The 26,088-nt window shown below is 63.2% G+C and carries 26 protein-coding genes and 1 pseudogene; 14 read left to right on the top strand and 13 right to left on the bottom strand.

All coding sequences use genetic code 11. The features are described from left to right. Nucleotides 1-91 precede the first annotated feature (91 nt). Nucleotides 92-892: a class I SAM-dependent methyltransferase gene (locus tag BBJ66_RS19195; protein ID WP_071088973.1), complete on the top strand. Its 801-nt coding sequence runs from the start codon at nucleotides 92-94 to the stop codon at nucleotides 890-892. Nucleotides 893-1,309: 417 nt separating this feature from the next. Further along, entirely contained in the window at nucleotides 1,310-2,563 is a 1,254-nt protein-coding gene (locus BBJ66_RS19200) for an MFS transporter (RefSeq protein ID WP_071088974.1), read from the top strand. Nucleotides 2,564-2,612: 49 nt separating this feature from the next. Here the strand turns inward: BBJ66_RS19200 and BBJ66_RS19205 are convergent, their stop codons facing one another. Beyond that, nucleotides 2,613-3,767, bottom strand: coding sequence for an RDD family protein (locus tag BBJ66_RS19205; protein ID WP_071088976.1), 1,155 nt, complete (start codon nucleotides 3,765-3,767; stop codon nucleotides 2,613-2,615). Between the two features lie 23 nt (nucleotides 3,768-3,790). Between BBJ66_RS19205 and BBJ66_RS19210 the strand changes: the two genes are divergently transcribed. The 3 genes from BBJ66_RS19210 (at nucleotide 3,791) to BBJ66_RS19220 (ending at nucleotide 7,072) form a co-directional block, all read left to right on the top strand. Then, a complete protein-coding gene (locus tag BBJ66_RS19210; RefSeq protein WP_071088978.1) occupies nucleotides 3,791-4,138 on the top strand; it encodes a DMT family protein in 348 nt (115 codons plus the stop codon). A 121-nt stretch (nucleotides 4,139-4,259) separates the two neighbouring features. Next, nucleotides 4,260-5,771 (top strand): DUF1800 domain-containing protein, encoded by a 1,512-nt coding sequence (locus tag BBJ66_RS19215; RefSeq protein WP_071088980.1) that lies wholly within the window; start codon nucleotides 4,260-4,262, stop codon nucleotides 5,769-5,771. A gap of 116 nt (nucleotides 5,772-5,887) precedes the next feature. Beyond that, the gene (locus tag BBJ66_RS19220) at nucleotides 5,888-7,072 is read left to right on the top strand and encodes a DUF1501 domain-containing protein (protein ID WP_071088982.1); all 1,185 of its coding nucleotides are present in this window, start codon (nucleotides 5,888-5,890) and stop codon (nucleotides 7,070-7,072) included. Between the two features lie 259 nt (nucleotides 7,073-7,331). On the opposite strand, the gene BBJ66_RS19225 is transcribed toward BBJ66_RS19220, so the two are convergent. Then, nucleotides 7,332-7,718 (bottom strand): acyl-CoA thioesterase, encoded by a 387-nt coding sequence (locus tag BBJ66_RS19225; protein ID WP_071088984.1) that lies wholly within the window; start codon nucleotides 7,716-7,718, stop codon nucleotides 7,332-7,334. A gap of 286 nt (nucleotides 7,719-8,004) precedes the next feature. Between BBJ66_RS19225 and BBJ66_RS19230 the strand changes: the two genes are divergently transcribed. From BBJ66_RS19230 to BBJ66_RS19245, 4 genes are all read left to right on the top strand, one after another. Continuing rightward, nucleotides 8,005-9,825 carry a methyl-accepting chemotaxis protein gene (locus tag BBJ66_RS19230; RefSeq protein ID WP_071088986.1) on the top strand — a complete coding sequence of 607 codons (1,821 nt, stop codon included), beginning with the start codon at nucleotides 8,005-8,007 and terminating at the stop codon, nucleotides 9,823-9,825. A gap of 150 nt (nucleotides 9,826-9,975) precedes the next feature. Beyond that, nucleotides 9,976-11,274 (top strand): extensin-like domain-containing protein, encoded by a 1,299-nt coding sequence (locus BBJ66_RS19235; protein WP_071088988.1) that lies wholly within the window; start codon nucleotides 9,976-9,978, stop codon nucleotides 11,272-11,274. A gap of 137 nt (nucleotides 11,275-11,411) precedes the next feature. Then, nucleotides 11,412-11,759: a CAP-Gly domain protein gene (locus tag BBJ66_RS19240; RefSeq protein ID WP_071088990.1), complete on the top strand. Its 348-nt coding sequence runs from the start codon at nucleotides 11,412-11,414 to the stop codon at nucleotides 11,757-11,759. A 109-nt stretch (nucleotides 11,760-11,868) separates the two neighbouring features. Further along, nucleotides 11,869-12,489, top strand: a complete 621-nt coding sequence (locus BBJ66_RS19245; protein WP_071088992.1) for a hypothetical protein — start codon at nucleotides 11,869-11,871, stop codon at nucleotides 12,487-12,489. A gap of 14 nt (nucleotides 12,490-12,503) precedes the next feature. Here BBJ66_RS19245 and BBJ66_RS19250 read toward each other — a convergent pair whose 3' ends face one another. Beyond that, entirely contained in the window at nucleotides 12,504-13,301 is a 798-nt protein-coding gene (locus tag BBJ66_RS19250; RefSeq protein ID WP_071088994.1) for a class I SAM-dependent methyltransferase, read from the bottom strand. Nucleotides 13,302-13,555: 254 nt separating this feature from the next. On the opposite strand from BBJ66_RS19250, the gene BBJ66_RS19255 reads away from it, so the two are divergent. Both BBJ66_RS19255 and BBJ66_RS19260 read left to right on the top strand, forming a co-directional pair. Further along, the gene (locus tag BBJ66_RS19255) at nucleotides 13,556-13,951 is read left to right on the top strand and encodes an Ohr family peroxiredoxin (protein ID WP_071088996.1); all 396 of its coding nucleotides are present in this window, start codon (nucleotides 13,556-13,558) and stop codon (nucleotides 13,949-13,951) included. Between the two features lie 108 nt (nucleotides 13,952-14,059). Beyond that, on the top strand, nucleotides 14,060-15,106 hold the full coding sequence (locus BBJ66_RS19260; RefSeq protein WP_071088998.1) for a DUF3095 family protein: 1,047 nt from the start codon (nucleotides 14,060-14,062) through the stop codon (nucleotides 15,104-15,106). Nucleotides 15,107-15,149: 43 nt separating this feature from the next. On the opposite strand, the gene BBJ66_RS19265 is transcribed toward BBJ66_RS19260, so the two are convergent. The 3 genes from BBJ66_RS19265 to BBJ66_RS19275 form a co-directional block, all read right to left on the bottom strand. Then, nucleotides 15,150-15,551, bottom strand: coding sequence for an NUDIX hydrolase (locus BBJ66_RS19265; protein WP_071089617.1), 402 nt, complete (start codon nucleotides 15,549-15,551; stop codon nucleotides 15,150-15,152). 27 nt (nucleotides 15,552-15,578) lie between these two features. Next, nucleotides 15,579-16,076, bottom strand: coding sequence for a MarR family winged helix-turn-helix transcriptional regulator (locus tag BBJ66_RS19270; protein ID WP_071089000.1), 498 nt, complete (start codon nucleotides 16,074-16,076; stop codon nucleotides 15,579-15,581). Nucleotides 16,077-16,219: 143 nt separating this feature from the next. Further along, the gene (locus BBJ66_RS19275; RefSeq protein ID WP_071089002.1) at nucleotides 16,220-16,990 is read right to left on the bottom strand and encodes a siderophore-interacting protein; all 771 of its coding nucleotides are present in this window, start codon (nucleotides 16,988-16,990) and stop codon (nucleotides 16,220-16,222) included. 700 nt (nucleotides 16,991-17,690) lie between these two features. Between BBJ66_RS19275 and BBJ66_RS19280 the strand changes: the two genes are divergently transcribed. The 3 genes and pseudogenes from BBJ66_RS19280 to BBJ66_RS19290 all read left to right on the top strand — a co-directional run bounded on the left by BBJ66_RS19280 (nucleotide 17,691) and on the right by BBJ66_RS19290 (nucleotide 19,918). After that, on the top strand, nucleotides 17,691-18,086 hold the full coding sequence (locus BBJ66_RS19280) for a Rap1a/Tai family immunity protein (protein WP_071089004.1): 396 nt from the start codon (nucleotides 17,691-17,693) through the stop codon (nucleotides 18,084-18,086). Between the two features lie 148 nt (nucleotides 18,087-18,234). Next, nucleotides 18,235-19,194: an acetylxylan esterase gene (locus BBJ66_RS19285; protein ID WP_071089620.1), complete on the top strand. Its 960-nt coding sequence runs from the start codon at nucleotides 18,235-18,237 to the stop codon at nucleotides 19,192-19,194. Next, a pseudogene (locus tag BBJ66_RS19290) lies at nucleotides 19,191-19,918 on the top strand (esterase family protein). The gene BBJ66_RS19285 and the pseudogene BBJ66_RS19290 overlap by 4 nt, the downstream one beginning before the upstream one ends. Nucleotides 19,919-19,934: 16 nt before the next feature. Here BBJ66_RS19290 and dhaK read toward each other — a convergent pair. From dhaK to BBJ66_RS19325, 7 genes are read right to left on the bottom strand one after another with little or no spacing between them, the layout of a single operon-like run. Continuing rightward, on the bottom strand, nucleotides 19,935-20,927 hold the full coding sequence (dhaK, locus tag BBJ66_RS19295) for a dihydroxyacetone kinase subunit DhaK (protein ID WP_071089006.1): 993 nt from the start codon (nucleotides 20,925-20,927) through the stop codon (nucleotides 19,935-19,937). A gap of 51 nt (nucleotides 20,928-20,978) precedes the next feature. Then, nucleotides 20,979-21,386, bottom strand: coding sequence for a hypothetical protein (locus BBJ66_RS19300; RefSeq protein ID WP_010001912.1), 408 nt, complete (start codon nucleotides 21,384-21,386; stop codon nucleotides 20,979-20,981). 1 nt (nucleotide 21,387) lies between these two features. Beyond that, nucleotides 21,388-22,992, bottom strand: coding sequence for a putative PEP-binding protein (locus BBJ66_RS19305; RefSeq protein ID WP_071089008.1), 1,605 nt, complete (start codon nucleotides 22,990-22,992; stop codon nucleotides 21,388-21,390). After that, complete coding sequence (locus tag BBJ66_RS19310; RefSeq protein WP_049731827.1) at nucleotides 22,976-23,332, bottom strand: HPr family phosphocarrier protein; 357 nt, start codon at nucleotides 23,330-23,332, stop codon at nucleotides 22,976-22,978. Before BBJ66_RS19310 ends, BBJ66_RS19305 begins: the two co-directional genes overlap by 17 nt. Further along, complete coding sequence (gene dhaM, locus BBJ66_RS19315; RefSeq protein WP_049731828.1) at nucleotides 23,332-23,730, bottom strand: dihydroxyacetone kinase phosphoryl donor subunit DhaM; 399 nt, start codon at nucleotides 23,728-23,730, stop codon at nucleotides 23,332-23,334. The genes BBJ66_RS19310 and dhaM overlap by 1 nt, the downstream gene beginning before the upstream one ends. Beyond that, nucleotides 23,727-24,347, bottom strand: coding sequence for a dihydroxyacetone kinase subunit DhaL (gene dhaL, locus BBJ66_RS19320; protein WP_049731829.1), 621 nt, complete (start codon nucleotides 24,345-24,347; stop codon nucleotides 23,727-23,729). Before dhaL ends, dhaM begins: the two co-directional genes overlap by 4 nt. 47 nt (nucleotides 24,348-24,394) lie before the next feature. Continuing rightward, a complete protein-coding gene (locus tag BBJ66_RS19325) occupies nucleotides 24,395-26,035 on the bottom strand; it encodes a dihydroxyacetone kinase subunit DhaK (RefSeq protein ID WP_049731830.1) in 1,641 nt (546 codons plus the stop codon). Between the last annotated feature and the right edge of the window lie 53 nt (nucleotides 26,036-26,088).

The raw sequence follows: 26,088 nt of genomic DNA on the forward strand, positions 1-26,088 counted from the left end.
CGGGGACGACGGAGAGCCCGAGCCGCCTCGCGCAAAGCGACGGGCCGCTCGGCTCTGCGGCGATAGATCATCCTTGAAGAGGGAGGCTTCCATGCCGTCGAGTTTCCATGTCGAAAGTGCTGATGGTTATGAGCGGCTGATGGGGCGCTGGAGCAAGCGGCTGGCGCCGATGCTGATCGATTTCGCCGGGCTTGCGGATGGGGAGCGTGTGCTCGATGTCGGCTGCGGCACCGGCAGCCTGGCTTTTACGCTGGCGGAAAGACCAGGCCTGAAGGAGATCGCCGCCATCGATTATTCGCCGGTTTTCGTCGAGGCGGCGACACGGCGCAATACCGATCCGCGGATCGCGATCCGGCAGGGCGACGCCTGCGCGCTGCCCTTTGAGGACAACCGCTTCGACCGGGCGATGTCGCTGCTCGTGCTGCATTTCGTGCCGGAGGCGGGCAAGGCTGTTTCGGAAATGGCGCGTGTCGTGCGCCCCGGCGGTGTGGTTGCGGCCGCCGTCTGGGACCATTACGGCGGCATGCCGGTCATGAGGATGATGTGGGACACGGCTGTCATGCTCGACGCGGACGCGCTGCCGCTGCGCCGCAAATACTGCTTCCAGCCGATGATGCGGCCGGGGGAGATGAAGCAGAGTTTTGTCAGTCAAGGCCTTGTCGACATCGAGGAGACGTCGCTGCTGATCCGGATGGAATACGGCTCCTTCGAGGACTATTGGGGGCCGATCGCCGCAGGCGAGGGGCCGCTCGGCAAGTATGTCTGGGGGCTTGAGTCAGCGAAGCGAAAGGCGCTCGGCGTTGCCATGAGAGCCGCGTATGAAGCCGGCGAGCCGGATGGGCCGCGGTCGTTTGCGTCGGTGGCTTGGGCGTGCCGGGGTAGGGTGGCTTGAGTCACGTTGCGGATGCTCCGACGCTCGAGAGAGGCTCATCCTGAGGCGCCCCCGCAGGGGCCTCGAAGGCGAGGCGGGTGTCCCGCGGGTGATGGATGCAAGAAGCAATGTTGCGGCGTGTGCTTCGAGGCTTCGCCTATCGGGCTGCGCACCTCAGCATGAGGGAGGTTGGTGGGTGCCGCCCCGCGGATAAGGAGCGCTGGGAGGTGCTCCCTCCACCGAGCCGCCGCTCCCGATCACGACAAACGTGATGGAACCCGGCCAGCATCGCCGCCGTTGTTTCCGCTGTCTCCGATTGCGAATGCGCTTTCCCGCAACCGCAGCCCCTGACAGCCGCAACCCGCCCGGTTCGGGCACCCCTTCCGACGGCATCCGGAATTGACCGCCTCGCCGCCGCTTTCGGACGGAGGAATTCATATGTCCGCTTTGGAAAGCCTGCGCCGGCTTACGCCGCAGCAGCGCAACACCGTCATCGCCAGCTATCTCGGCTGGACGCTCGATGCTTTCGATTTCTTCATTCTCGTCTTCGTTCTCAAATATATCGCCGAGGAATTCCATACCGATGTTCCCGCCGTCTCGGTGGCGATCTTCCTGACGCTCGCCATGCGGGCGCTCGGCGCGCTGATCTTCGGGCTGGCGGCCGACCGCTACGGGCGGCGCATCACGCTGATGGCCGACGTGCTGCTCTATTCGCTGTTCGAATTCCTGACCGGCTTCTCCACCGGGCTCACCATATTCCTGGTGCTCCGGGCGCTCTACGGCATCGCGATGGGCGGCGAATGGGGCGTCGGCGTTTCGCTCGTCATGGAGACAGTGCCGGAGGAGAGCCGCGGCATCGTTTCGGGCATCCTGCAGGCCGGCTATCCCTCGGGCTATCTCCTTGCCTCGATCGTGTTCTTCCTGCTCTTTCCCGTCATCGGCTGGCGCGGCATGTTCTTCGTCGGCGCGGTGCCGGCGCTGCTGGTGCTCTACATCAGGCGCAATGTCGAGGAGAGCCCGGCCTTCCTCAAGCGGCAGGCGGCGGGGCGCCGGCCGTTCCTGACGGTGCTGCGGGAGAATATTCCGCTGTTCATCTGGGCGGTGCTCCTGATGACGGCGTTCAATTTCTTCAGCCACGGCACGCAGGATATCTACCCGACCTTCCTCGAGACCCAGCGCAACTATTCGACCCATACGGTCGGCGCCATCGCCATCGTCTACAATATCGGCGCGATCTGCGGCGGCCTGTTCTTCGGGGCGCTGTCGCAGCGGATCGGCCGCAAGCGGGCGATCGTCACCGCCGCGCTGATCGCGGTGCCGGTCGCGCCGCTCTGGGCCTATGCGCCGGGGCCGGTGCTGCTCGCCATCGGCGCCTTCCTGATGCAGTTCTTCGTCCAGGGTGCCTGGGGCATCGTGCCGGTGCATCTGAACGAGCTGTCGCCGGACGAGGTGCGCGGCACCTTTCCCGGCTTCGCCTATCAGCTCGGCAACCTGCTCGCCTCGGGCAACGCGACGCTGCAGGCGGGGCTGGCGGTCCGCTGGGACGGTGACTACGCCTATGCGCTGCTGATCGTCGCGGCTGTTGTGGCGCTCGTCGTCGCGGCGCTTGCCGGCTTCGGCTACGAGAAGAAGGATGTGCGCTTCGGCACGGAGGAGGAGCAAGCGCCGCATGGCGCGGTGCATAGCGCCTGACTTCTTTTCGATGGAGGCTGCGCCAAGTGCGCGGCCTCCTATTCGCTGCTCAATACGGTACTCTCAGGTATGCCCTTCGTCTCCGGCGGCGGCCACCGCGAATAGGCGCCAGCCTGCGGTACATCCGCGGCCTGTTTTGCCCGGTCCGTGCATCAATGGGACGGCTCGCCTCCAGGGGCGACACGACTTTGCAGGCGCAGATGCGATCGTAAAAGACCTGTCCTTTCCACTCAGCTAACGGCAGGAGCCACCAGGCCATGATCGTGACTGTCCAGATGCCGTAGAGCCAAATCGTACTGATGTCTGAAGGCGTATATCCGTCTTGGAACATGGCGAGCAAGGCATCGAAGTCTCGCGTCGGATAGGCCGGAAACAGCGAGATCGCGAATGCGGCGGCACTGAAAAGCAGGTTCGGGCTGAACTTCAGGATTTCGCGTTTCAAGGCGGTGCCGAAGTCGGGGCCTTTGCCATCCACAGTCGTTACTTCGAGGAAGAAAACCGCCTTTCCGACTGTGCGGCGGCTATTCGCGGAAAAGCAGGCGAAAGCCAGCATGATCAGCGCGGTGCTGGCTATGCCTGATATCAAATTGGAATAGGCAGGTATGGTTCTGGCGACCGGATTGCCGTCTGCGTCCAGAGGGATGGTCAGCACTTGAGTTGGCGTCACGTAATCCCACGGTTCCATCAGAACTGTTGTCTGCAGGTATCGGTACTTTCCAAACCCGAATTGGCGCAGTTCGCAGATTGCAGTGGTGCGAAGTTCGTTCGGCTTCAACGGCCAACCTGCTTCGATTTGCTTGGCAAGCTGAGACGGCACCTCCGGGACGCACTCAATCGAGCTCCAGCCGGGGAAACGGAGGCTCGGGGGAAGGGCGGTCGAAATGTTATAAGCCGCTACAAGGATGATGGCTTGAAAGATGAGGATGTCGATGGCAAAGGCTGCAAGGCGTTGCCAGAAGTAGCGTGAAGGCAAAGCAATGGGTTGCTGCATCGCAGCTAGATTGTCCATATGGTCCCCTGTCCATGCGACGCTTTGAATCTGTCCGACAATAGATACGAATATCCTGGTGACTAAAACAAACGTTTTGCTGCCGGCAATCCGCATCGCCTCGGTGGCCTGAGACGATCGGTCCGCGCTCTGGGGCTTGCCGTCGAATGGCGTCGTGCTAGGTAATGCCCGCCGGTATCTCGCCGGATCGACCATTTCCTCCACAGCCGAGTTGCTCCATGTCCTTTTCTCCCGCCGCCCTCTGGCCCGTCGTCATGCTGTTTGCGTCCAATATCTTCATGACCTTTGCCTGGTATGGCCATCTCAAGCATAAGAGCAGCGCCATCTTCCTGGCCATCGTCGTCAGCTGGGGCATCGCCTTCTTCGAATATTGCCTGGCGGTGCCGGCCAACCGCATCGGCTCGGCGGTCTACACGACGGCGCAGCTGAAGACGATGCAGGAGGTGATCACGCTCCTCGTTTTTGCCGGCTTCTCGATCTTTTGGCTCGGCGAGAACCTGACTTGGAATCATGCGATCGGCTTCGCGCTCATCGCAATCGGAGCATCCTTCATCTTTCGGGCGTAAATCTTAGCTTTTTCAACAGATTACAAATCGTCCATGTCCTGATATCGCCACATTTCCTACAGATTGGCGTCGCAATCGGCTGGCAGCCTGTCACTACCACGTGATCAGGAGTTGACCGGCCATGAGCCTCTCTTTCCCGACGATGGCGGCGATCCGGTTCGGCTATGGTTTCCGGCCGGGCGAGGCGCCGCCCAGCAGCAAGGATGAGCTGATCGGTCAGCTCAGCAAGGGGGCGGCGGCAACGCCGGATTTTCCGCTCGGCGGTCCCGAGACGCGCCATCGCGCGATCCTCAGCCTGCAGGCACAGCTGAAGCAGATTCGGCAGGACGCCAAGACGGTGACCGACGATACGGCGCAGCGCGAGATGCGCAAGGGCGTACAGCGGCAAGCGCAGCAGCAATTCCAGCACGATGCGAACCTGCGGCTGATGCAGGCGGTGCTATCGCCATACGGATTCTACGAGCGGCTTTCGACCTTCTGGACCGATCATTTCTCCACCAGCGCCAATAAGAGCCTGCCGATGCGCCTCATCGTGCCGCTCTACGAGGCTGAGGCGATCCGGCCGTTCATGTCGGGTAAGTTCGGTGATCTGCTGCGCAGCGCCACGGCCCATCCGGCCATGCTGATCTATCTCGATCAGGCGGATTCGCTCGGGCCGGATTCGGACGGCGGCATCAAGCGCAACAAGGGGCTGAACGAAAATCTCGGCCGCGAACTGCTGGAGTTGCACACGCTCGGCGCCGGCAGCGGCTACAGCCAGGCGGATGTGACGGCGGCGGCCATGGTGCTGACAGGCTTGACCATCGACCGCAAAGAGATGGACATCGCCTTCCGGCCGAATATCGCCGAGCCGGGCGCGCATCAGGTGCTCGGTGTCAGCTATGGCGGGCGCAAGCGCTCGCGCGACGATTATCTCGACATGCTCGACGATCTTTCCGTCCATCCGAAGACGGCGGCGCATATCAGCCGCAAACTGGCAGTGCATTTCGTCTCCGACCAGCCCGACGAAGGCATGGTGTCCGACATGGCAGCCACCTGGAAGAAGACGGATGGCGATCTCACCGCCGTCTACGCCGCCATGCTCGACCATCCCGTCGCCTGGCAGAACGAAGGCGCCAAGGCGCGTCAGCCCTTCGACTATGTCGTCGCCGGTCTGAGGGCACTAAATGCGGGGCCGGTCAACGGCGTTGTCGGCAGCTTCCTGGCGGCCAACCAGCAGGGCACTGAGGAGGGCGACATGGCGGCGAATACGCCTGGCATGGCCGGATCTGCGGTGGCGACGGATCCTGCCGGCGAGGCGAGGGACAAGCGGCTCAAAGCCTTCCGGACAGCGCGAGCGCTGGGGCAGGGGGCGCTGAAGCGCATGGGGCAGCCGACCTGGCTGCCGCCGAGTCCGGCCGGCTTCGAGGAAGGTTTTTCCGCCTGGATCACCGGCAGCCAGCTGGCCGAGCGATTGGCCTGGGCAAGGCGGGCCGCGGCGCAGTTCGGCCGCGACGAGGACCCGCGCGAGTTCCTGAAATCGACGCTTGGGGATGCTGCACGCGACGAGACGATCCGCGTGGTGTCGCAGGCGCCGAACAAGATCAGCGGGCTGACGCTGGTGCTGGCATCGCCCGAGTTCAACCGCCGCTAAGCAGACTTTCGTTGGCAAGCCAACGCTTCGTCTGCTTAGCTCATTTGTTTTGTCGCAGGTTCTGACCGGAAAACCGCCGGACACTTTTCCGGAACCTGCTCAGGAGGCCCCCGCCCATGACGCTGTCGATGAACCGGATCTCGCTTTCCCGCCGCAGCTTTCTGACCTCGGCCTGCTGTCTCGCCGCCGCTCCCGTCTTCACGCCGGTCACTTTCGCGGCGATGCCTGGCGACAAGCGCTTCGTTACGATCGTGCTGCGCGGCGCGATGGACGGGCTGGATCTGGTGCAGCCTTATGGCGACGCCGGTTTTGCCGCGCTCCGCCCGACGCTGGCGCTGACGCCCGATACCGGGCTTCTCGATCTCGACGGACATTTCGGCCTCAATCCGGCAGCCGCCGATCTGATGCCGCTCTGGAAAAGCAAGGAGCTTGCCTTCGTGCATGCGGTGTCGACGCCCTATCGCGACCAGCGCAGCCATTTCGACGGGCAGGACATGCTGGAATCCGGCGGCGAGCATGTCGCCGAGGAAAAGACCGGCTGGCTGAACAGGGCGCTCGCGGTCATTCCGCGCTCGGATGTGCGCAAGGCGATCGACGTCAATACCTCGACCGAGCTGATCCTCTCCGGACCGAACGACGTCGATGTCTGGGCGTCGGACTCCAATCTGGCGCCGGCGCGCGACGAGATGCAATTCCTGGCGCGGCTCTATGCCGGCGATCCGCCGTTTGCGGCGGCACTCGCCGAGGCGACGCGGGCCGACACTGCCTCGATGATGGTCGAGCCGGACGGTCAGCGCGGCGAAAAGACCGCCGATGTGGCAGAGCTTGCGGCCAATATGCTGAAAGGCGATTACCGCATCGCCAGCTTCTCCATATCAGGCTGGGACACGCATATCGGCCAGGCCGGCCAGTTCAAGCGGCCGGCGCAGGATCTGGCGCAGGCGATCAACACGCTGAAGACGACGCTTGGGGCCGAGATCTGGGCAAAGACCGTGGTGCTTGCGATGACCGAATTCGGCCGGACCGCCCGTCAGAACGGCTCCGCCGGCACCGACCACGGCACCGGTGGCTGCGCCCTTCTTGCCGGCGGCGCAATCAACGGCGGCCGCATCCTCGGCAAGTGGCCCGGGCTCAGTGACGGCCAGCTGCTCGACGACCGCGACCTGATGCCGACCGCCGACGTGCGCGAGGTGGCGGCGGCGATGCTCTATCGGCAGTTCGATGTCGGCGTGGGCGATCTGACGGGGAAAATCTTTCCGGGGTTGGGGTTTGATAAGGGGTCGCAGTTTTTGACGGTGTGAGGGGTGGTCTCGCAAAGCTGGGTTGATTGGGTCGGGGAACCATTGAAGGGCCGAGTGCTCTAAAGGAAGCGAAAGTTGCTGCGGCTGTTTGCGGCCGCCCGGCCCTTCGCTTGGCTCAGGGCGTTCGACGCTGCAATCGATTCACTGGATCGATTGCTCCCGCTTTGCGGGACCGCGTCTCACCCATCACCACCTTGATGTGAAGGAAGACATCCGGCGAGCTGACCGTTTCCATCCCTTATCCCCCGGCCTTAACTTGTCACTCCGCGGGGACGATCTTCGGTTTGCCCTCTTCGTCAAGCGCCACCATGATGAAGGTGCCGGCGGTGACTTTTTCCATCTTGGCGTAGCGGGAACGATGCGCCCAGGCTTCGACGATCAGCGTGATCGAGGTGCGGCCGACGCGGTCGATATCGGTATAGACCGACAGCGTATCGCCGATCTTGACCGGCAGCTCGAAAGCCATTTCCTTGACGGCGGCGGTGACGACGCGGCCCTTGGCGCGCTCGGCGGCGCGAATGCCGGAGGCAAGGTCCATCTGCGCCATGACCCAGCCGCCGAAGATATCGCCGGCCGGATTGGCATCGCCCGGCATGGCGAGCGTGCGCAGCGTCAATTCGCCTCTTGGCTTGGCGGCATCGGTCATTGAGGGGTCTCCATATGGTGCGGCATCGGCCGACGATTCACTGAGAGCACCCTAGTGCAAAGGCCATGGGCTGTAAAAGACGGCATAGCAGGGCGCTGCAGGCGGCTGGCGGAAAATTGTTGCCGCCGTTGTCGTTTGAAATTTCATTCGATTTCAAGCCTTTGATTTCCGTCACCCAAGCCTCACCTTACGTTATTTAATCATCTTCTTATTAAACTTTACGCTCCAGTAATTCCGCTGCTTCAGTATGTGCACGATTTCACATAGAAGAATCGCCGGGAACCTCATGCGCAACATCAAGATTTCCACACGCCTTTACTGCCTCGTCGGCTTCACGCTTGCCGTGCTCGCGGCGACGATGGTGTTCTTTCTGAACTATTCCTATTCCGAGCTGCAGGCGGAGCGGAAGGCGGGGCTGGAGAAGATGGAGGCGACGGCGATCGGCATCTTCGACAAATATTACAAGATGGAGCAGGCGGGCACGATGACCCGCGAGCAGGCTCAGGCGGCCGCCAAGGACGTGATCGGCGCGATGCGCTACGGCGCCGACGGCTATTTCTGGATCAACGACATGCATCCGACAATGGTGATGCATCCGATCAAGCCGGCGCTCAACGGCACCGACATTTCGCAGATGAAGGATCCGAACGGCAAGTTCCTGTTCGTCGAATTCGTCAACAAGGTGAAGAAGGACGGCAGGGGCTTCGTCGATTATTACTGGCCGAAGCCGGGCGCCGACGAGCCGGTGCTGAAATATTCCTATGTCGCCGGCTTCGAGCCCTGGGGCTGGATCGTCGGCACCGGCGTCTATGCCGACGACCTTGCCGCCCTCTATCGCCAGAATGCGATCTGGGCGGCGGTGCTCTGCCTGCTCGGTGCGGCCGCCACGATTGCCATCGCCTATGCCATCGTGCGCAGCGTCACAGTGCCGATCGCCCGGCTGAAGACGGCGATGAACGCGATCGCCGCCGAAGAGGCATCGGTGGAGATATCAGGCAGCGATCGTCGCGACGAAATCGGCCAGATGGCCAAGGCGCTGCTGGTGCTGCGCGACTCCGTCGACGAGCGTAGCGCGCTGCGCGGGCGGGAAGACGAGAGGCAGCGGCAGATCGAGGACGAGCGCCGTGGCAACGAGGCAAGCCTGCGTTCGGCCTCCGAGCGTCAGACGCTTGCGATGCAGGCGCTCGGCGTCGGTCTGGAGAAGCTCGCCGGCGGCGACCTGACGGTTGCGATCGGCGATATCGGCGAGGATTACGCCAAGCTGAGAGGCGATTTCAACGCCGCTGTCGATGCCCTGAACGGCGTCATCCAGGCGATCGCCGAATCGAGCCGCGTCGTCAACGAGAGTGCTTCCGACATCAGCGAAGCGACCGGCAACCTGTCGAAGCGGACGGAACAGCAGGCGGCCGCACTCGAAGAGACGGCGGCTGCGCTCGACGAGATCACCGCTACGGTCAAGACGGCATCCGAGCGGGCGAACGAGGCGCGCGAGATGGTGGCCGAGACCAAGGCGAGCGCCGGACGCTCCGGTGACATCGTCCGCAACGCGGTGACGGCGATGGGCCGGATCGAGGAATCGTCGAGCCGCATCAATCAGATCATCTCGGTCATTGACGAGATCGCCTTCCAGACGAACCTTCTGGCGCTGAATGCCGGCGTCGAGGCGGCGCGGGCGGGCGAGGCGGGACGCGGCTTTGCCGTCGTCGCCCAGGAAGTGCGCGAACTCGCCCAGCGTTCGGCCAATGCAGCCAAGGAGATCAAGGAACTGATCAGCCGGTCGGCGACCGAGGTCGAGGGCGGGGTGGCGCTGGTGCGCTCGACGGGCGAGGCGCTGCTCGAGATCGAGGCGCTAGTCAACCAGGTCAACGATCACGTCGCCTCGATCGCGACCGCGGCACGCGAACAGTCGACCGGGCTGAACGAGATCAACGGTTCCGTCAACCATATGGACCAGATGACGCAGCAGAACGCCGCGATGGTCGAGGAGACGACGGCGGCAAGCCGCACGCTCGCCGACGAGAGCACCCAGCTGAAGACGCTGCTTTCGAATTTCCGCCTGCGCGGGGCAGGGCAATCGCCTGGAGCCCGATACACACGGGCAGCGTGAGTTAAACGACAGATCAAGGCCGCGAAAGCGGCCTTTTTCCTCTCCGTCGCGTTCAGATTGTGCCGGTAAGTTTTCATTCACCGTTTTTAATTAAAATTGGAGTGAGTTTTTTCTGTCACTGCCCAGTCGGCCTGCGGAAGCGATAAGAGTATGGCGTTTGTTTCCTTTCCACGGCGATCCCTTTTGCCTCTGCTGCTCTCGGTGGCGCTGACCACCTGTTCGATCAGCGACGGGCTTGTGCCGCCGGCCAATGTCGACAGCGGAACCAGGGTCAGCTCGATCTCGCCGGCACGGGCGCCGGCCGCGCGCATGGCGCCCTCGGTGCGCATGGCGCCGGTGGAAAGCCAGGCCTCCTATCCCGTTTCCAATGCGCCCGTCGGCAACAGCCAGGGTTCCGTCGATTATCTCGACACGCCGAACCTTGCCGGCACCGGTCATGCCGCCCCAAAGGCGCAGAACGGGCGCAGGCTGCCGATGATCGACAGCGACGAAGCGTTGGCCGCGGGCCAACCGAGCGACAATTGGGGCGGCACGCAGAACCTTGCGATCCCTTCCGGCGGCGTCAATATGGATGACGAACTCGGGGCTGAGCCCGTCGTCGGGTTGGCGCAGGAGCAACAGCAGCAGATCGCCGAGGGCAATGCCACCGAGCCCGTCGTCGACGGGATCGGCACCGACAATCCGACACAGCTGAACCAGTCCGCACCGCAGGCAATGCCGCAGCCGGCGGCACAGGCACAAATGAGCCGGGCGCCCGCCTGGAACGACGGCAGCCCTGTGGTGGCGCCGGCGCGCGTTCCGGAAGAGGACGAAAGCGAAGAGGTCGCGATGCTGCGGCCGAACAATCCGATGATGAGCGAGCCGGCAGCACCCGTCGACCCCAGCATCATGCCGACCTCCGAACTTGCCTGCCGGCGCGAGCTGAAGCGCATGGGTGTGCTCTTCGACGAGAAGCCGCCGATCTCGAACGGGCCGGCCTGCCAGGTGCCGTATCCGGTATCGCTGAAGGGGCTTTCCGGCAATATCGGCGTCAAGCCGGCGGTGACTCTCAACTGCCAGGTGACGCTCGCCTTCGCCAAATGGGTGAAGAACGAGCTGGCGCCGTCTGCCCGCTACCGCTACTGGAGCGGCATCAGAACGATCCAGCCGCTCGGAGGCTATTCCTGCCGTCGCATGAACAACAGCCGGCAGCGATACAATCCGATGTCGGAACACGCCCGCGGCAACGCCATCGACGTCGGTAAATTCGTGCTGAAGAACGGCCACGAGATCGACGTGCGCAAGAAGGGGCTGTTTTCGCTGCGCGAGGGCCGGCTCCTGAAGGCGGTGCGCACCGATAGCTGCCGCTATTTCAACACGGTGCTCGGGCCGGGCAGCAACCCCGAACACTGGAACCACTTCCACTTCGACCTTCGCTCGCGCAAGAGCGGCAAGGTCTATTGCGACTGATATGCTTTGCCTTGAACCGTGCGGCGCGGGTGCGACTGTTGTCGCGGCAAACAAGCCCGCTGGCAGAAAATGGTTCATCCCTGCCGTCCAGCGCGTTATAGATCGGTGGGGCGGATTGCCGTTTGAGAGTTGGATCCATGAGCTATGATTTCCATGTCGGCCAGAAGGTCGTCTGCATCAACGACACCTTCAAGCATGTCAGCATCGACCAGCTTATTCGCAAAGGCGAGATCTATACGATCCGCTGGGTGGGCGAATACACCCATTATGTCGACGGCACGTTCATCGGGGTGAAGCTCGCGGAAATCCATCGCGGCAATGACGACGGGCCGGAAGGTTACGGCGCGGCCGACATGCCCTACCGCGCGACGCGTTTCCGGCCACTGGTGAAGGACAAGATCGCATCGCTGCGCAAGCTTCTGGCGCCGACGCCGGATGCACTGGTCGAGCCGAAGGAAAAGGTCAGGAAGAAAGAGAAGGTCTGAGCGCCGCTCCGGCAATATCCGCTTTTCCGGGTGTCATGCCGGTCACCGTGCGGTTGTGCCGCCGTGTGGCCTGTGCGACAGTTCGTGTTGGACATGCCGAGGAGGGCCGGTGCGAGTGATTTCGAAGATCCTGGCGCTTTGTGCCGCCATCGCTTTTGCTATTGCGGCGACGGGAACCGCGGCGGCCGATGCGCTTGTTTTCAACTATCACGGATGGCAGGTCGATCTCACCAATGCCAGGGGTGCGGAACCCGATCGGGAGATGATCACGGCCGTCAAGCGGCAGCTCGACATCGTCGAGCATATCGATCTGAAGCCCGACATTCTCAAGTTCATGCGGACGATCCGGATCTGGGCCAATCCCGCTGCTGCGGGTTTCGGGCCTGGCCATTACAGCAGCAAGTCCGGTATCGACCTGCGTGTCAGGGGGCTCGAGCCCGACAAACCGATCATCCTGCATGAGCTTCTCCATGCTTATAACGACCGGATGCTCCCAGGCGGATTTGGCAATTCCGACATCAAACAATTCTTCAATAGCGCTCGGGCGCTCTGGCCGGGCGATTCCTATATGATGAGCAATGACCGCGAATTCTTCGCTGTGACGGCAAGCGTCTATCTGTTCGGCGATATCGACCGGCCGCCTTATTCACGCAACCAGCTCAAAACCAACCAGCCGCGATACTACCAGTGGCTTGCCACGCTGTTCGACGACGGCCGGCCGCGATCCTGAAAGGCGCGATCCGATCAGGCCGGCTTCCTGCTGAGGAACAGCCCGGTCTCCCTGCTGACATCGAGCGCGCCGCTGCCTTGCCTGAAGGCATCGGTGATCGCGTGGCGGAAGCGGGTAAGCTGAGGCTCGTCGGCGCCTTCGCCGGGTGGATAGGAGGTCAGCGCCAGGAAGACATCCTCCGGCTCGGTGATCCGCATGCTTGCCGGATACTGCGACATGGCGACGTTTCCGAATTGCGACCGCATCATTTGCTCGGCGGCGTCATATCCAAAGGCTTCGGCAGCCGGATCGGTCGGGGTGCTGCCGAAGACGGTCGTCAGGCGATAGATTTCGCGCATGTTGCCGATGCCATTGGTGGTGACGGCGAGAAAGCCGCCAGGCTTCAGCACCCTTGCCATCTCCGCGATGCCGGCGGCCGGGTCGGGCAGGTGATAGAGCATGTGCATGGCGATCACGAGATCGAAGGCGCCGTCTTCGAAGGCGAGTGCCGCGGCATCGGTCCGGCGGCCTCGAACGGAAGCGAAGGGCAGTGCGCTGCAGCGTGCCACCGCCTCGTCGACCATGCCCGACGAAAGGTCGGCGAGCGTCAGCTGCAGATCTTTCGGCAGAAGACTTGCCGTTGCCGCCCAGAACCATGCCGGCCCGCAGCCGACATCGAGGACGCGATCTCCCGGTTTCAGCGGCAGTTGCGCGGCAACCCACGGAAACCAGCCCGTTTCGGCGATGGTATATTCGGTATGGAGCCTGGCGCGGGCGGCAAGCTTGCGGCTGTCGCCATACTGCACCGCATTGCCTTCGGTTATGGAGGACATCTCAACTCCGCCTTCTCGTGAGGCCCCGAGCCTCGAGGCAGAGCCTATAGAGGGCTTCGTTCCCGGACAAGACGTGACTATGCGCAACCGGTCGAGCCTGCCTGCCTGCCGCCCCCTGACGTTTTTTGTCTGTGTAAAATAAATCGTATCCGATTAAATCGGAATGTTGTTGACATCGAATTCGGCTCGACGTATTAGAGCGTATCCGATTTAAGCGGATGCGCTATAAATTATCAAACCCGAAGGATACGACAATGACTGAGAAGCTTCTTTTCGCCGGCAAGACCCATATCGCCGGCGGCCGCAACGGCTATGCACGCAGCAGCGACGGCACGCTCGACATCAAGCTGCCGCAGCCGCATCCGGCGGCCGAAAACCTGTTCGGCGCCGCCTGGTCGGCTTGCTATATCGGCGCCATCGAGCTCGCCGCCGCGCAGCGGAAGATCACGCTGCCGTCAGGTCCGGAGGTCGATGCCGAGATCACGCTCAACGGCGATAACGGCTCCTATTTCCTGCGTGCACGGCTCGATGTCAGCCTTGCAGGCATCGATCGCGAGATCGCAGAGGAACTGATCGAGGCAGCCCATGGCATCTGCCCCTATTCCAAGGCGGTTCACGGCAATATCGACGTCGAAACCAGGCTCGTCTGAACAGGAAGGGCCGGCCTCGCGCCGTCATCTTCAAGCGGGGGTCTGCCGATCGGCGGCAGACCCGTTTCTGAGCTGGCAGCACACCCCTGCCGATCCGGAGGACATGCCATGATCCACAGCAAGGCAGAGCAGCGCCAGACCTATGATGAGTTTTCGCTCGTGCTCGATCCCGATGTCTACGAACCGTTGCCTGACGATTGGCTGATCGGAATCACCGACGTCGTCAGCTCGACCGCGGCGATCCGATCGGGGCGCTATGAAGACGTCAATTATGCCGGCGCATCGATCATCGCCGCCCTCGGCAATGCCTGGGGTTCGTTCGATTTTCCCTTCGTGTTTCGCGGAGACGGAGCAGCCTTCGCCTTGCCGGCGAACGGCATCATGGCCGCGACATCGGCCTTGCGTGATGTCGCGGGCTTCGCCAGAACCGATCTTCATCTCGACCTGCGTGTCGGGCTCGTCACCGTCGGCGAAATCCGCGCGAACGGACGCGACGTCAGGATCGTGCGCTATGCCGCTTCAGAGAGCGCGACCTATGCGATGTTTGCCGGGGGCGGGCTCAAATGGGCGGAGCAGCAGATCAAGAATGGCCGGTTTCTGGTGAAGCCCAGCCGTTATGCGATGCGGCCTGACCTGACGGGCTTGAGCTGCGACTGGGCGCCGTTCGCGAGCCAGCGCGGCGAGATCCTGTCGTTGCTGGTCGAGCCTCGCGACCAGACGCGCCCGGAGGTCTTTGCGGCGCTGGCGAAGCGCGTGCTGGCGGTTTTCGATGCCGCACCGCACCGGTCCCATCCGCTTTCCGGGAATACTGATATAGCGAGGGGACATGCGAAGCAGGTCAGCGCGCAACGCTGGTCGGAGGTCGCCTCCAATTCGGATTTTCGCAAGTTCGACGACGGCCTGCGCTTGACGCTGGACTGCGCGCCGGAGCAGATCGACCGTGTCGAAGCCATCCTCGTTGCGGCACGTGCACGCGGCGAGATCGATTTCGGGCTGCACCGCCAGTCGCATGCGCTAATGACCTGCCTCGTGCCGTCGGGCCGGCCGGATTCGCACCTGCATTTCCTCGACGGAATGGGCGGCGGTTATGCCAAGGCGGCCGAGATGATGGAGGAGGGCGCACGTGGGGAGGTGGTCCGGCAGCGGGCGCTGTAGGCTGGGGCGGCGCCACTTCTCCTCCGTCATCATGCCTGCGGGCTCATTCCCGTTTGAGCAGGTTTAGGAGTATTTTAACGAGTTGCGGCGGCGCCAGCTCGGTTTCGCATTCTATCTCGGCGGCGGTAAACCATCTGAACGCGGTGTGTTCATCGCCGATAAGTCGCGGAGAGCCCTGCCATCGGTCGACGTGATAGACATGGAAGGTCGCGGATGTCCCCGGCGGGCTCTCAGAAACGAACTTTCCGGCAAACAGCCAGTGCTGCGGCGTCACGCCGATTTCTTCCAGCAATTCCCGGCGCATTGCCGTCTCGCCGTCTTCGCCGGCTTCGACATGGCCGCCCGGCAGGCTCCACCGATCCGGGTGAGTCTTGCGCTCCGAACTTCGCCTGGCGAGAAGAACGCTCCCATTCCCGATCAATGCGCCGATTGCGATCTCAGGCATGTCACCGAGTGCCGACATCCGCCGCGATCATGATTTTTCCGGTTCGGCCTGCGCCCGCAGCAGGTTGTCGCGCAGCCGCGTCACCGATTTCTGCACGACGGGGAAATCGTCGCCGAGGCCGACGGCGTCGATCAGGACGGAGCTGGGATCGGTTTCGAGGAGATCGCGTCCTGCCGGTGTCAGGCTGACACGCACCTGCCGCTCGTCGGCGGGGTCGCGATGGCGGGTGATAAAACCCACCGACTCCAGCTTCTTGAGAATGGGCGTTAGCGTGTTGGATTCGAGGAACAGTTTTTCCCCCAGCATGCTGACCGTTTGTTCGTCCTCCTCGGAAAGAGCGACCATGGCGATATATTGGGTATAGGTCAGGCCAAGCGCGTCCAGGACCGGCTTGTAGGCGCGGCCGAAGGCGAGATTGGCCGAATAGACGGCAAAGCACAGGAAGTTCGAAAGCTTCCTTCCGTCCGCGCCTGGGGTGGCGGGCAAAGGCATCTCAGGCTGTTTCACGGTTTTGGAGGTTGGCATGGGGAATCCTATCAAGACTCTGAATGCCAGGATACATACATCGCATCCGATTAAATCGCAACGTGTATCCAGCTGTTTTCGAACAGCGTGTCCGGCCGTCGCCCCAGCTTGCGGAGCGGCGGCGAGAGCCGGCATCTTTCGGGTTAACCGAACTTCTCCGTCGTATCGGCCTTGCCGAATACCCAGTAGCCGGATGCCTTGATCCAGCTCAGCGGGTGGCCTTGCTCCAGCAGATAGGCGCGGATATCGCGTGTCACCGATGCCTCCGCCGCGACCCAGACGAAGGTCTCCGGCTGGATATCGATCGTGCGCAGGAGTTTCAGCAGGGCAGCGGCGTCGGTCGCCTCAGAGAGAGGCCGGTGCGCCCAGCGGACATCAAGCTCGGCTGAGGTGTCGAAGGTCTGCTCTTCCAGCGGGCCGGCGACGGCGGCAATGGCGGTGATGGTGGTTCCGGCCGCACTCTCCTCGATCCGGCGGCCGATCGCCGGCAGCGCGGTTTCGTCGCCGATCAGCAGCCATCGCGTCACCGCCTTCGAGACCACGGCGGAACCTCTTGGCCCGCCGATCTCAAGCCGGTCGCCGGGGCGTGCGCCGATCGCCCATTGCGTCACCGGGCCTGCCTCGTGCAAGGCGAAGTCGATGGTCAATTTCCGCGCGGCATTGTCATAGCGGCGCGGCGTGTAGTCACGGCGTTCCTCTCCGCCATCGGCGGCGGGAACGAAGATCTTGATGTGGTCGTCGGGCGCAAGGCTGGTGAAATCGGCAAGATCGTCGCCGGTCAGGGTGATGCGGCGCATGCCGGGGGTGATGTCGGCGACGCTTTCAACCGTCAGTGCGCGCCGGCGCGTCTCGTGGCGCACCCGCTCGATGCCAGGGGCCGGTGAAGTCTGCTCTTTGAATTGATTGTTATCCATGTGTCCTCAGTAGCTTTTGGAGCTCGATCCGCAGGACACAGTCGCGCAGATCGAAGCCGCAAAGCCGTTCGATCATACGCGTTGAGTGACGTTAACGCTTACGTGGCCGGGTGACCCGGCCATTGACGGGGATGATGTAGTTGAGAGCGGCTGTATGCGCAACGGCAAGAAAGCTGGGAAACCTGATCATTGCCGAAGTTTAACTTTCAGGAGCCGGTATGCTCGGGCGCTGTCGGCCGGTCAGGCGAAAGCAGACCGGGCCGTTCATCAATATTCACGCCAGGAGCCTCCTGGCGCCGACCATTCTCGAACTCGGCACCTCCTTCGCGCGGTAGAGCCGCCAGGCGAAGCGTCGGCAGCGGCTTACTGCCATTCCTGGTGTGGTCTGGCGCGCCTAACCTTTCCTTCGTCATTCCTGTGCTTGTCACAGGAATCCAGTGCGCCCAAGTCCTTGGGCGCGGAAGACTCTTTTCGATGTCGTAGGTTCAATCACCGCGTGGACACGCGGTGGCTGGATTCCTGTGACAGGCACAGAGGAGGAGAGGGCCGGGCCGCCTCCACTCAGCGGTGTTTTGTCGACCTGGCAAGCACAGTAGCTCATTTCAACTTTGGAATGCAGCAAAAAAGATGACACTTTTGAAGCTCATTTCCGACACTTTCCCGATCGAAGCTCCGCGCTATCGAGAGCTAGGGAGCTGTGATGTCGGGGGTTCTTATCGCCACGCTGTTGGCAACGGTTTCAGCAAAGATTCCCGCCGGACTATCCAGCGGCAACATACTCTATTCTGATTGCAGCGGATCCCGGCAGTTTGTCGTCGGATATGTTGCCGGTTGGTTGGACAAATGGAATAGTGACGAGTATCTCGCCCGTCGCATTTTTACCGAAGCCGCTCCCCGACCCAGCAGGATGGTGAACTCGGCGCATTTTGCAATTGCCGTTGGCGTCAACGTCTGTATTCCCCAGGGAATCACGGCGGAAGCGATCGGCAATACGCTCTGCACGTTCCTGGAAGAGAATCCCGGCATACGCGAAGCGACCGGCGACGAGCTGATGATGACTTTGGTTCACTATAAATACCACTGCCCGCTTCCCTAGGGAAGAAATCGACTTCGATGAAACGGCTGAGTTAGGCGGTGGCGTTCAGCATGTGGGCGCGCATGCGGCGCGAGGCCATTTCGCCGTCGGTTCGACCGTCAAGATAGCATGTCTTGCGCAGCCGACCGTTTCACGGGACAAAGCCCGGATGAGTATTCCGACGATACATCCCTTTGATTTCGATCCCACCTATGGCATGCAGCTCGAAGACCTGCTGGCGGTCGAGCCGCCCGAGGAGCCTGATGGTTTCGATGCGTTCTGGGAGGCGCGCTACCGGAAGGCACTGACGGTCGATCCGCAGCCGGTGCTTTCGCGCAGCGAACTCACCCATCCAGACTGGCACGTGCTCGACCTCGTCTATCTCTCCACGGATGCGTTCCGGATCGGCGGCTGGCTATTGCTGCCGCGCCAGGGGCAGGTGCGGCGCGGCCTCATTGTCGGGCATGGTTACGGCGGGCGGGACCGTCCGGATTTCGAGCTGCCGGTCAAGGAAACGGCGCTGATCTTTCCCTGCTGCCGCGGGCTGTCGCTGAGTGCCCGTCCGCCGATTTCGCAGAATCCCTCCTGGCATGTGCTGCACGATATCGACAAGAAGGACGCCTATATCATCGGAGGCTGCGTCGAGGATGTCTGGCTTGCCGTCTCGACGCTCGTCGCGCTCTATCCCTGGCTTTCAGGGCATATCGGCTATAGCGGCATCAGCTTCGGCGGCGGTGTCGGCGCGATGGCGATTGCCTATGATGACCGCATCGACCGCGGGCATCTCGCGCTGCCGAGTTTCGGGCACCAGCCGCTGCGCCTCAAGCTGCCGAGCGTCGGCAGCGCGCAAGCGGTGCAGGAATATCAGGCGGAACATGGAGATCTGCTGGAGACGCTCAGCTTCTACGATGCGGCGACGGCCGCGCGGCGGATCAAAGTGCCGATGCTGACGGCAGTGGCGCTTTTCGATCCCGCCGTCGCGCCGCCCTGCCAGTTCGCTGTCGCCAATTCGCTACCGAAATTTAATGAAATCTTCATCCTGGACGCCGGGCATTTCGATTACCCTGAAAGTGCTGAGCAAGAGGCGGCTCTGCGCGACAAGATCGGACAGTTCTTCAGGGTGCCATGAACCGCGAATATCTCAGCTGGTACAGTCAGCGTCTGCATCGAGACATGGAGATGCTGGTGTTCGGCCATGCCGGCGCCAAGGTGCTGGTCTTTCCGACGCGGGAAGGGCGCTTTTTCGAATATGAGCAGCTCGGCTTGGTCGCGAGCCTTGCCGAGAAACTGCAGGCAGGCCATCTCCAGCTTTATTGCATCGAGGGCTTAGCGGCAGACAGCCTTTACGGTTTCCACCGCCATCCGGCCGATCGCATCCGCCGGCATGCCGCTTTGGAGGACTATATCCTCAACGAGGTGCTGCCATTGATGCGGCGAAGAACTCGCATTGCTGCACCATCGTGCATGGATGCAGCCTCGGCGCTTTCCAGGCGGCGAGCCTCGTCTTCCGCCATCCGCATCTCTTCCGCAAGCTCGTCGCCTTTTCCGGGCGCTACGACCTGACGATGAAGGTGGAAGCCTTCGGCGATCTGTTCGAGGGCTATTACGACGACAGCGTCTATTACCACACGCCGACGCATTTTCTGCCCGGCCTCGGCGCGGACTGGCGGCTGGACAGGCTGCGCGAGATCGACATCGTGCTGACCATCGGCGATGCCGATCCCTTCCTCGACAATAACCGCTATCTCAGCCGGCTGCTTGGCGAAAAGAATATTCGCCATCAGCTGCATGTCTGGGACGGCCGCGCCCACCGCGCCGGGGCCTGGCGGAAGATGGCGGCGCTTTACATCTGACGTCTGTGGTACACCCTTATTGCCAATGCAGCGCTGCAGTCGTCACCGGCGCGTCCCAGAGCGCGGCCTCCTCGTCGGTCAGCAAAGCCAGCGTGATCGATAGCCCCTGCATGTCGAGCGAGGTGACGTAGGTTCCGACCAGTGAGCGCTCGATCGGGATGGTTTTTTCCTCGAGGAAACGGCGGGCGCCATTATAGGCGAGGTAGAGTTCGGCAGGCGGTGTGCCGCCGAGGCCATTGACGAATAGCAGTGCTCTGCTGCCCGGCGGCACTGAGATGTCGGCAAAGATGGTCTCGCAGAGATGGCCGATGATGGCGTCGGCGGTGGCGAAGGGCTGCCTGGCATGGCCGGGCTCGCCGTGGATGCCGACGCCCATTTCCATCTCGCCGGGTCCGAGCGCAAACGTCGCGCGCTCGGTCTGCGGCACCGTCACACCGTTCAGCGCCACTCCCATCGAGCGGATGCGCGTGTTCAACCCTTCGCCGAGCTGCTTCAGCTCGTCAAGCGGCATGCCGCGTTCGGCCGCAGCCCCCAGGATCTTTTCGACGATGAGCGTTCCCGCGACGCCGCGCCGGCCTCGGCTTTCGCCTGTTCTCGACGTTTCGATATCATCACTGACGACGATCATGTCGAGGCTGTGGCGGTCACCGGCCATCTCGATCGCCATTTCGAAATTCATCAGGTCGCCGTCGTAATTCTTGACCACGAGCAGGCAGCCGGCGCCGGTATCGGTCTCTTCGATGGCGGCAATGATCTGGCTCGGCGTCGGCGAGGTGAAGATATGGCCGACGCAGGCGGCATCCAGCATGCCCTGGCCGACGAAACCGATATGCATCGGCTCATGGCCGGCGCCGCCACCTGATATCAGCGCCACCTTGCCCGAGGTAAGATGGCGGCGGCGAATGAATTTGCGCTCCTGCCCGAACATCACGAAAGTCTCATGGGCGCGCACGAAGCCTTCGACGCTTTCGGCGACCATGGTTTCCGCGGTGTTCATGAACTTCTTCATCAAGCCCCTCCCAAGGCCAAAGGCATTACATCACGTCAAGCGGTTCACGCGTCATTCCGCACCCGATATTGCGACGATCTTCTGCACCAGATCGGAGATCGCCTCTTCCAGCAGGCGGTTTTTCCTGTCGTCGCCGAAATCCGGCACCATCAGCGACAGGTGCCGCAATTTCTCGGAGTGGCCGAGGTCGGGCAGCTTGCCGGGATGGGCGGCCTGATAGGCTTCGAGAAAGCGTTCTTCCTCAGTGGCGCTGAAGTGGCAGACGCGGACGATCGTCGCGAGATGGCGCGCCGGCAGCGGCGTCGCATAGGTCGGGCTGGTGATCTGGGTGACGAAGCTGCGGTGCTTTCCAAGCGCCGTCGCCAGGCGCTGGCGCGTGCCCGACGGCCTGTTGTCGATGATCTGCGCCAGAATGGACTTGTAGGCGATAATGGCGTCTTCAGTGTCTTCGCGCGCCATCCTACTCTCCGGCTGCCCTTGTGCCATCGGCATTGAGTCCGACGATCGCCGATCTTATCGCGGGACGCCGGGCCGGCGCCACGGAAAAATGCCGGAGACCGGCGGCGAGCAGTCCCGGCAGATAGCTGGGGTCGCCGGCCATGTCGCCGCAGATGCTGACCGGCTTGCCGACGGCAAGCTTCACCGCCTGGGCGATCAGCCGGAGCACGGCGGGCGCTGCCTTGCCGGCATCGGCGTCGATGTCCTCTCGGGCAGAGGCGGCAAGATATTGCGTGAGATCATTGGTACCGAACGAAAAGAATGCCGCCGACCCGAAGGTGTCGAGCATCAATGCAGCTGCCGGCACCTCCACCATCATGCCGATCGGCGGCATGCGGTGGAGCTGGGAACGGCGGCCGAGTTTTTCGGCCTCCTCGCGGAATATCGCGCGCATCCTGTCGATTTCGTCGGGAAAGGTCACCATTGGCAGCATCACCGAGAGCCTGCCGAAGACGGCGGCGCGCAGCAGGGCGCGTGCCTGGACGCGGGCGATCTCGGGCTGGGCAAGCAACAGCCGGACGCCGCGCAGACCCGGGGCGACGGCCGGAAGGTCTTCGAGGCCAGCAAGGGGCTTGTCGCCGCCAATATCTAGCATTCTGATGATCACCGGCCTTTCGCCTGCCTGCTCCAGCACATGGCGATAGATCCCCAGCTGCCGCTCCTCGTTGGCGGCATCGGCGATCGAGGTGATCGAAAATTCCGAGCGCATCAGGCCGACGCCTGCCGTTGCCGGATCGAGCGCGCCGATCTCGGCGGGGTCGTTGATATTGATGGAGACGAGGATCGGCACGCCATCCGCCGTGCGTAGCTCGCCGCTTTCGGTTTGCATGTCGCCGGTAGGGGGGTGTGCGGGCGCCAGCGGCGGGATCGGCATCCGGCCGGCCTGAAGGACGACCGCGCCGGCATCGCCGTCGACGCGAACAGGATCTCCGTCTTCGGCCGAAAAGCGGCCCGTGCCGACCACCATCGGCACCGATTTCGCCCGGGCGAGCAGGGCGACATGGCCGGCTGTGCTGCCTGCAAACAGCGCGATGCCGCCGCCTTTCGACCAGTCATGGGCGAGAAAGCGGCTCGGCTCCATGTCCTTGCCGACAAAGACGGAGCCGGGCGGGAAATCGGCGGTCGGGGTACCGGCGAGCGCGCCGAGCACACGGTTCTTGATGTCGAGAATATCGACGGCGCGCGCCCGCATCTGCTCTTCGTCGGCCGTTTCGAGTTCACCGATATAGGCGTCGAGGGTGGCGACCCAGGCAAAGACGACGTTCTCGTCGGCTTCCGTGCGCGCGCCGGTCGCTTCGGCGATGCTGGGATCGCGCAGTACCTCGATCTGGAAATCGATGATATCGCGGCTTTCGGCGTCGGCCCCCTCGGCTAGGCGCTCGAGTTCGCCGATCGAAATATCGATCGCCTTCTCCAGCGCGCCGTATCCGCTGGCGGTCTGGGGCGCCGGACCAGCGCCCGGCCGCTCGGCAGCGGAAGGAGCCTTCAGCTCCTCCGCGAGAAAGGCCGGGCCGGATCCGATGCCCGGGGATGCGCTCTTTGCTTTCAGCCTAAGCGGTTCGGCCATGTTTCTTTTCCTCATCGAAGTTGCGCTCGATGAGTTCCTTCAGCGCGCGGATCGCCTCTTCGGCGAGGATGCCGTCGGCGCGGATCCTGAGGATCGACCCTTTACGGATTCTCGCGCCCATGATCTTGATGATGCTCTTGCCGTTCAGCCAGACATCGCTGCCGTTGACCGCGATCTCGATCGAACAGGGGAAGGACTTGGCAAGCCGCGTGAAGGTGACGGAGGGGCGGGCATGCAGCCCGACGCCATGCTTGACCTCCACCTCCGTCTGGCAGTTCACCTTAAATGGCTCGGGCAATGGCTCGGGCTCCTGTTTCTCTTTTCGTAATCCGCTGCTCATCAGGGGGACAGTTCCTCGGCTGTGGCGACGACCTTGGCCAGCGACGCGCCCCCCGACGCTTCGGCGGCGGCGATGACGGCGCCCTCGACCAGCGGCGCGTTGCAGATGGAGACGAGGCCCGAGCGGGGAGGCCCCAGCATTTCGATTGCCATCTCGCTGTTGGTTTCGGCGCCGCCGAGATCGACGAAGACGGCAACGCCGGCATCGGACCAGGCGGCCTCGATCGCTCTCAGGATGCCGCCGGCATCGGTGCCGAGCTCGCCATGGACGTTGCCGCCCGACCAGGACAGCGGCACGCAGTCGCCGACCATCTGCCGCACCATGTCGGCAATGCCCCGTGCCACAAGCGGCGAATGGGAGACGATCACGATGCCCACATTTGCGGTCTTTCCATTCATTCCGGACGGTGCTCCCCGAGATAGCGGCAGATCGCCGTGGTCAATAGTGCGCAGCTCGACGCGCCGGGATCGACATGGCCGATCGAACGGTCGCCGAGATAGGCCGCGCGCCCGCGCATCGCCTTCATCTCAGCCGTGCGGCTGGCGGAGCGTTCGGCCTTGCGGGCGACGTCACCGAGCGGAGACCGCTTCTCCAGCGCGGCATGCACAGGATAGAGCACGTCGAGCAATGTCTTATCGCCGGCATGCGCCCGCCCGCGCCTTGCGACGGCATCGATCGCCTGTTTCAGTACCAGCGAAAAATCGGCCTTTTCCTCGCTTTTGCGCAGCTCACGGCCGATCTCCATCAGCAGCGTGCCGTAGAGCGGGCCGGCCGCACCGCCGACATTCATCACCAGCGTCAGCCCGATCTTTTCCACGGCGTCGGGGAAGGGCAGGCTGGACAGGCTTTCGCCTTCGGCGCTCACCGCCTCGCAGCCGCGTCGCATGTTGGTTCCGTGATCGCCATCGCCGATGGCCCGATCGAGCGCGCAGAGATGATCGGTGTTTTCCGCGATCGTCGCGCGGCACACCTCGATCAATCCCGCAACAAGCATCGGTTCCGCCTGCACTGTCATCCTCCCTATCGCCGCATCTGCCGCACGGCTCACAAACTTTACTCCGGTCAGGCGAAGCTTGCCACCACGCCGAACGCGCCGGCAACCGCGACGGCACCGGGATCGGCAACGCCCACCAGATCTCGTTCGCCGACATAGGAGGCGCGTCCGGCGCCTGCCTTCGTCATCGCCTTGGTCGACTCCGCACCTGCTGCTGCGGCGCTCGCCGCTGCGGCGACATCGCCGGAGGCGAGCGCCTGCAGGGCAGGCGACAGCGCATCGACCATCGTCCGGTCGCCGACTGCGGCGCCGCCATAGAACGTCATCCTGTCGAGTCCGGCAAGGAGTGCGGCGGCGAGGTCGGCTTTGTCAGCCATGGCCTTTGCCGCAGCGGTGAAGAAGATCGACAGCAGCACGCCGCTCGATCCGCCCATGCTGGTGCCGAGGATATCGCCGAGCGAGGCAAGTGTCGCCGCCGGCCGGTCGAGCGGCAGCGTGTCGAGGCGGGCAAGCACACTGCGGGCGCCTGTCGCCACCGTCGAGCCGGTATCACCGTCGCCGACGCGGCCGTCCAGCCGATTGAGTTCACTTTCCTGCGAGATAAGATGCTCGCAGAGCGCCGTGATCAGGCGGCGGTTGCGGGCGTTCTCCCCGGCCACAACAGCGCCGTTCAATTCGGCCGCCGTCCTCGGTGCGGCGATGATCCGGATCTCGTGGCGTTCGACGGCCGGCATCCAGGCATGCGGCTCGACCGCTGCCATCAGCGCCGCCTCGCGAGCGCCATCCAGCCCGATCAGCGACAGCGAGAAACCGTTCATGTTGAGCGCGGTCATCATCGGCCCCGGGCCGATGATCATCCGGACGTGGCGGCCAAGCGGCGAGGACAGCACGGCATTGGCAATCACAGCCATTTCGAGCGGCGGCACCGCGCCGAGATTGTTGATGAGGAGGGCATGGCTTGCCCCCTCGCGCAGCGCGGGCGACAGGCGGGCCACCATGGTGGCGACGATATCGGCGACCGGCTGCAGCGTGATGCGCTCGACGCCGGGCTCGCCGTGGATGCCGAGGCCGAGTTCGCCTTCGCCCTCGCCGAGGCGGTCCTCATGCGCCTGGCCGGGCACGCTGCAGGTGGAGAGAGACACGCCGAGCGAGACGATGTCGCCGGCAGCAGCTGCGGCGTGGGCGGCGACCGTCTTCAGGTCGTCGCCCCTTTCGGCGTGATAGCCCGATATCTTATGAACGAACAGCGTGCCCGCGACGCCGCGCGGCTGGTTGATGCCGGGAATGGCGATGTCGTCGGCGACGATGACCATCTCGACGTCGAAGCCCTCGGCGCGCGCCTTTTCGGCGGCAAGGCCGAAATTCAGGCGGTCGCCGGTATAGTTCTTGACGATCAGCAGCGCGCCCTTCGGGCCGGTCACGGCGCGGATCGCCGTCAGCACGGCATCGACGCTCGGCGAGGCGAAGATTTCGCCGGATACGGCTGCTGTCAGCATGCCCTTGCCGACGAAGCCGGCATGAGAAGGCTCATGGCCTGCGCCGCCGCCTGAGATGATCGCCACCTTCGATTGGTCCCAGTCTGCGCGCAGGATCACCTTGATGTCGGGAAAGCTGTCGAGGCGGGCGAGACGATCGCTGCCGCTCGTCAGAAGCAGACCGTCCAGAGCTTCGGTAACGATGCTTTCCCTGCGGTTGAAGAAGTGTTTCATCGATTGAGACCCGTCTGTTTGTTTTTCATGCCGTTGTCATGCCTGTTTGGCGG

The sequence above is a fragment of the Rhizobium sp. RSm-3 genome (assembly GCF_001854685.1).
Lineage (GTDB): Bacteria > Pseudomonadota > Alphaproteobacteria > Rhizobiales > Rhizobiaceae > Rhizobium > Rhizobium ecuadorense.